Here is a 5,446-nt window from a genome sequence, read left to right on the forward strand (position 1 = left end):
CGTCGAGAGCATGCAGTATTCCTATTCGTTCTCGGCCGAATTGCAGGAGGAATGGGACTGGAGCGAGCGCTATGCGCCGCAGCCGGAGATACTGAGATACGCCAACCATGTCGCCGACCGCTTCAACCTGCGGCCGGATATCCAGTTCGACACCTCGGTCATCAGCGCCGAATTCGACGAGGGCAAAAACATCTGGCTGGTGACGACTTCCGATGGGAAAACCGTGACGGCGAAATTCGTCGTGCTCGCCACCGGCTGTCTGTCGAACGCGAAAATGCCCGAGATCAAGGGCCTCGATCGCTTCAGGGGCAAGGTTTATCACACCGGGCACTGGCCGCATGAAGCGGTCGATTTCACCGGCCAGCGTGTTGCCGTGATCGGCACCGGATCGTCGGCGATCCAGTCGGTGCCCGTGATCGCCGAACAGGCGAGCCATCTCACGGTGTTCCAGCGCACGGCGAACTTTTCGATTCCGGCACGCAACGCGCCGCTGACGGAAGCGGAGCGGCAGGCGGTTCGCGCCAGATATCCCGAAATCCGGCGTTTTGCGCGCGAAGAGGCGCGCAACGGCATCTATACCGAGCTGCCCGATCGCGGCGCGCTGGATGACGGCGACAACGAGCGCCGCGCCAAATATGAAGCGCGCTGGCAGCGTGGCGGCCTCACCTTCATGTCGGTCTACAATAACCTCGCGCTCGACAAGGCCGCCAACGACACCGCCGCCGATTTCGTTCGCGGCAAGATCGCCGAGATCGTCAGGGATCCGGAGACGGCGAAAAAGCTGCAGCCGGACAATCATCCGATCGGCACCAAGCGCATCTGCATCGACACCGATTATTTCGCGACCTTCAACCGTCCGAACGTGAACTTGGTCGACATCAGGTCGGACCCGATCGAGGAGATTTTGCCGCACGCGGTGCGGGCCGGGGGCAGGGAGTACGAAGTCGATGCGCTGGTGCTGGCGACCGGTTTTGACGCGATGACCGGATCGGTGGCGAAAATCGGGATTCGCGGCCGCGACGGTCAGGCGTTGAACCAGAAATGGGCCGCAGGCCCGCGCACTTTTCTCGGCCTGATGAGCGCGGGCTTCCCAAACCTCTTCATCATCACCGGCCCCGGTAGCCCGTCGGTGCTCTCCAACATGATCGTCTCGATCGAGCAGCATGTCGACTGGATCGCCGACTGCCTCGCTTGCATGCGGGATCGCGGCCTCGATACCATGGAAGCGACCGTTGAAGCCGAGGACCGATGGGTGGCGCATGTCAACGAGGTCGCCGCCACCACGCTCTATCCGCAGGCCAATTCCTGGTACATGGGCGCCAACGTCCCGGGCAAGCCGCGCATCTTCATGCCCTATATCGGCGGCGTCGGACCCTATCGCCAGATCTGCAACGACGTCGCCGCCAAAGGGTACGACGGTTTTGCGATGACGGGCACGGCGCGGCCAAGGAAGATGGCAGCGTCGTAGCTGCCGTCATTGCGAGCGCAAGCGAAGCAATCCATCTCGCCGCGCAAAGAAAGAATGGATTGCTTCGTCGCTGCGCTTCTCGCAATGACGGGAGTGACCTCCACACCGCACCCTACACCTCCAGCCACTCCTTGCGGATGGCGGCGTTGGCGGCGAGCTCGGTGGGCGTTCCCTCGAACACGATGCGGCCGTGGCCCATGACGTAGAGGCGGCGGGAAATCTTCAGCGCGATGGTGAGCTTCTGCTCGACCAGGAGGATCGCGGTGCCGCGCCGTGCGATTTCGTCGAGCAGCCGGCCGACCTGCTCGACCAGTTTGGGAGCAAGGCCCTCGGTCGGCTCGTCGATGATGACGAGGTCGGGGTCGCCCATCAAGGTGCGGCACATCGTCAGCATCTGCTGCTCGCCGCCCGACAGCACGCCGGCGGGGTTGTCCTGGCGCTCGGCGAGATTGGGAAACAGCGCGAACACGTCCTCGAATTTCCAGCGCCCGACAATGCCGGCGCGCTTCAGCCCGAGCTCGAGGTTCTGCCTCACGGTCAGGCCGGGAAACACCTGGCGGTCCTCCGGCACGTAGCCGATGCCGAGATGGGCGATCTGGTCGGGCCGCAGCCCGGCGATCGGGCGGCCCCTGAAGCCGATCTGCCCGACCGGCGGCACCAGTCCCATGATGGTCTTGCAGGCGGTCGAGCGGCCGACCCCGTTGCGGCCGAGCAGGCTGACGATTTCACCCTGATCGACCCGGAGATCGATGCCCTGGAGGATGTGGCTCTTGCCATAGAAGGCATGCAGATCGGAAACCTCGAGCATCATGCCGCCACCGTCCCGAGATAGGCTTCCTGCACCGCGGCATTGCCGCGGATCGCGGCAGGGGCGTCGGACGCGATCACCTCGCCATAGACCAGCACGGTGATGCGGTCGGCGAGGCCGAACACCACGCTCATGTCGTGCTCGACCATGACCAGCGTCTTGCCTTCCGACACCGAGCGGATCAGCTCAACCGCGGCGTCGGTCTCGCTGTGGCTCATGCCGGCGGTCGGCTCGTCGAGCAGGATGATCTCGGCCCCGCCGGCGATGGTGATGCCGATCTCCAGCGCGCGCTGCTCGGCATAGGACAGCAGGCCGGCCAGAAGATTGCGCCGGTCCGAGAGCTTCAGCCGTTCGAGCAATTGGTCGGCGGCACGATTGAGCTCCTTCTGCCGCCCGAGCAGGTTCCAGAACGAATAGCGGTAACCGTGCGACCACAGCAGGCCGCAGCGGATGTTCTCGAACACGCTCATGCGCGGGAAGATCGAGGTGATCTGGAAGCTGCGCGACAGGCCGAGCCGGTTGATCTCCTGCGGCGCCAGATTGGCGGTCGATTGGCCGTCGACCGCGATCGAGCCGGAGCTGATCGGAAAGCGTCCCGAGATCAGGTTGAACAGCGTGGTCTTGCCGGCCCCGTTGGGGCCGATGATGGCATGACGCTCGCCGCGCGGGATCAGCAAGTTGACGCCGCGGATGATTTCCGTCCGTCCGAAGCTTTTGCGCACGTCGCGCAGCTCGACCGCGGCCACGCTCACGACATCGCCTCCTGCCGCCTGGCGCCTTCCATCAGTTCGTCCCAGCGCAGGCGGAAGCCGCGCGCCTCGCGGCGCAGCCACAGCGCGCCGAGCACGAGCGCGGCGAGCGCGATCAGCCATGGCAGCGGCGCCGTGGTATCGATGGTAGTGCCGCCGATCGTGAATGTCTTGCCCTGGGCGGCGCCGATGGTGGTGAAGGACGCCAGCTCGACCATCAGCACAAAACCCAGCAGCACCAATAGCGCCGGCGGAAAGGCCCGCGCATAGGGTAGCCACAGTTCGCGCAAGCGCCCGGCGCGCCAGATCGGCAGATGCATGAAGATCAGCCCGATCAGCCCGCCCGGTGCGTACATCACCATGACGATGAACAGCACGCCGACATAGAGCAGCCAGGCATTGCTGAGCAGGCTGACCCCGCTCTGCAGCAGCACCACGACGATGGTGCCGAGGACGGGGCCGAAGAACCCGCCGGCGCCGCCGATATAGACGGCGAGCAGCGCGTTGGCCGACTTGGCCGCCGACACGGTGTCGAAGGTGACGATTTCATAGATCAGCACATACAGCCCGCCGCCGATGCCGGCGAAGAAACCGGACAGCGCGAACTGCATCAGCCGCACCACGCGCGGATCGTAGCCGACGAACTGGGCGCGCTCGAAATTGTCGCGGGTGGCGTTGGCGATGCTGCCGAGCGGCGTCTGGGTCTGCAGCCGCATCAGCGCCGCGGCGATGAAGGCCCAGGCCAGCACCAGGCAGTAGACCTGCCAGGGCGAAGTATATTTGACGCCGAACATGCTGGTATCCATCACGCGATCGACGCTGATGCCGCCCTCGCCGCCGAAGAAGGCCATGAACATCAGCGCCGCGGCGGAGACCAGCTCGCCCAGCCCCATCGTGATCATGGCAAAGGCGGTGGCGCGCTGCTTGGTCACCAGCCAGCCGAAGACATAACCGAACAACAGCCCGCCAAACCCGCCCGCCAGCGGCACCAGCTCGGTCGGCAGCCAGATCGTGCCTGATTTCACCAGGTTGACGACATGCGCGGCACAGTAGGCGCCGAGCCCGAACAGCACGGCATGTCCGAACGACAACAGGCCGGCCTGGCCCATCAGCATATTGTAGGACAGCGCGAAAATCGCCATCACGCCGATCTCGCTCATCAAGGTCAGCACGAAGCCGGAATGGCGGCCCTTGCTCCAGTCGTAGAACAGGAACGGGAACGCGAGCAGGACGACGAGGACCAGAAGCCAAAGCCAGTGGCGGCGCAGCAGGTTCATGTGTCGCGCGTCCCCATCAGCCCGCGCGGCCGGAACACCAGGATCAGCACCATCATCAGGAATGGCAGCAGCGCGCCGACCCGGGGCAGGGTCACGGTGAGAACCTCGGCGAACGGCGTGCTCGCCGTCACCACGAAACCGAATTTTGCCAACAGATCGGCCAGCGACACGTCGAACACGACGGCAAAGGTCTGGATCAGTCCCATCAGGATCGAGGCGATGAAGCAGCCGGTCAACGAACCGAGGCCGCCGAACACCACGACGACGAATACGATCGGCCCCATGGTGAAGGCCATCGCCGGCTCGGTGACCTGGTAGTTGCCGCCGATCACGCCGGCGAGCCCGGCCAGCGCGGTGCCGGAGGCGAACACCAGCGTGAAGATGCGCGGCACGTTGTGGCCGAGCGCGGACGCCATGTCGGGATGGGTCAGCGCTGCCTGGATCACGAGCCCGATTCGGGTGCGGGTCAGGCCGAGCCAGATCGCGCCGAACATCAGCGCCGAGATCACCAGCATGAAGGCGCGATAGGCGGGAAACTGCGTGCCGTAGACGCGGAACAGCGGGAAGTCGAGCAGCTCCGGCACCCGGTAGGGCACCGGCAAGAGGCCCCAGCTCATCTGCACCACCTTCTCGATGATCAAGGCGAGCCCGAAGGTGAACAGCAACTCGGCGATGTGGCCATTGCGATGGACGCGCCGCAATCCCCACATCTCGATGCCGGCGCCGATCAGCCCGCAGAGCAGGGGGGCCACGATCAGGGCCGGCCAGAAGCCGACATAGAGGCTGAGAGTGTAGGCGAAATAGGCGCCCAGCATATAGGCGCTGGCATGGGCGAAGTTGAGCACGCCCATCATGCTGAGGATGAGGGTCAGCCCGCTCGCCAGCATGAACAACAGCATGCCGTAGACGAGGCCATTCAAAAGCGAGACGACGAAGACTTCCATTGCACCGGACCACCGCAGGGCGCGACGCCTGCTCCCCGGTCAGGGGAAGCAGGCGACTGTTGTTGTTGTTGTGGTCAGGAGGCGCTCGGGCGCTTCATCTTGCAGGTGTTGGGCTGGTCGACATCCTTGGCGAGGATGGTCGCCGACGTTGCCCAGCCGAGGCCGGTACCTTCGGCGTCGTACTTGACGCCCTTCTTGAA

5 protein-coding genes are annotated in these 5,446 nt (G+C 64.8%); 1 reads left to right on the forward strand and 4 read right to left on the reverse strand.

The window, feature by feature from the left end; genetic code table 11:
* On the forward strand, nucleotides 1-1,468 hold a 1,468-nt coding region (locus WCE35_RS00850), incomplete at its 5' end, for a flavin-containing monooxygenase (protein ID WP_424591455.1).
* Between the two features lie 112 nt (nucleotides 1,469-1,580).
* Here WCE35_RS00850 and WCE35_RS00855 read toward each other — a convergent pair.
* Genes WCE35_RS00855 through WCE35_RS00870 form a run of 4 tightly spaced genes read right to left on the reverse strand, consistent with a single transcriptional unit; the run spans nucleotide 1,581 to nucleotide 5,246 of the window.
* Nucleotides 1,581-2,276 (reverse strand): ABC transporter ATP-binding protein, encoded by a 696-nt coding sequence (locus tag WCE35_RS00855; RefSeq protein WP_424591459.1) that lies wholly within the window; start codon nucleotides 2,274-2,276, stop codon nucleotides 1,581-1,583.
* A complete protein-coding gene (locus tag WCE35_RS00860; RefSeq protein WP_424591456.1) occupies nucleotides 2,276-3,028 on the reverse strand; it encodes an ABC transporter ATP-binding protein in 753 nt (250 codons plus the stop codon). Before WCE35_RS00860 ends, WCE35_RS00855 begins: the two co-directional genes overlap by 1 nt.
* The gene (locus WCE35_RS00865; RefSeq protein WP_424591457.1) at nucleotides 3,025-4,302 is read right to left on the reverse strand and encodes a branched-chain amino acid ABC transporter permease; all 1,278 of its coding nucleotides are present in this window, start codon (nucleotides 4,300-4,302) and stop codon (nucleotides 3,025-3,027) included. Before WCE35_RS00865 ends, WCE35_RS00860 begins: the two co-directional genes overlap by 4 nt.
* Nucleotides 4,299-5,246, reverse strand: a complete 948-nt coding sequence (locus WCE35_RS00870) for a branched-chain amino acid ABC transporter permease (RefSeq protein WP_424591458.1) — start codon at nucleotides 5,244-5,246, stop codon at nucleotides 4,299-4,301. The genes WCE35_RS00865 and WCE35_RS00870 overlap by 4 nt, the downstream gene beginning before the upstream one ends.
* Nucleotides 5,247-5,446 lie beyond the last annotated feature (200 nt).

Origin of the sequence: Bradyrhizobium sp., from assembly GCF_049691595.1 — a bacterium.
In the GTDB taxonomy this organism is placed as follows: Bacteria; Pseudomonadota; Alphaproteobacteria; order Rhizobiales; family Xanthobacteraceae; genus Bradyrhizobium.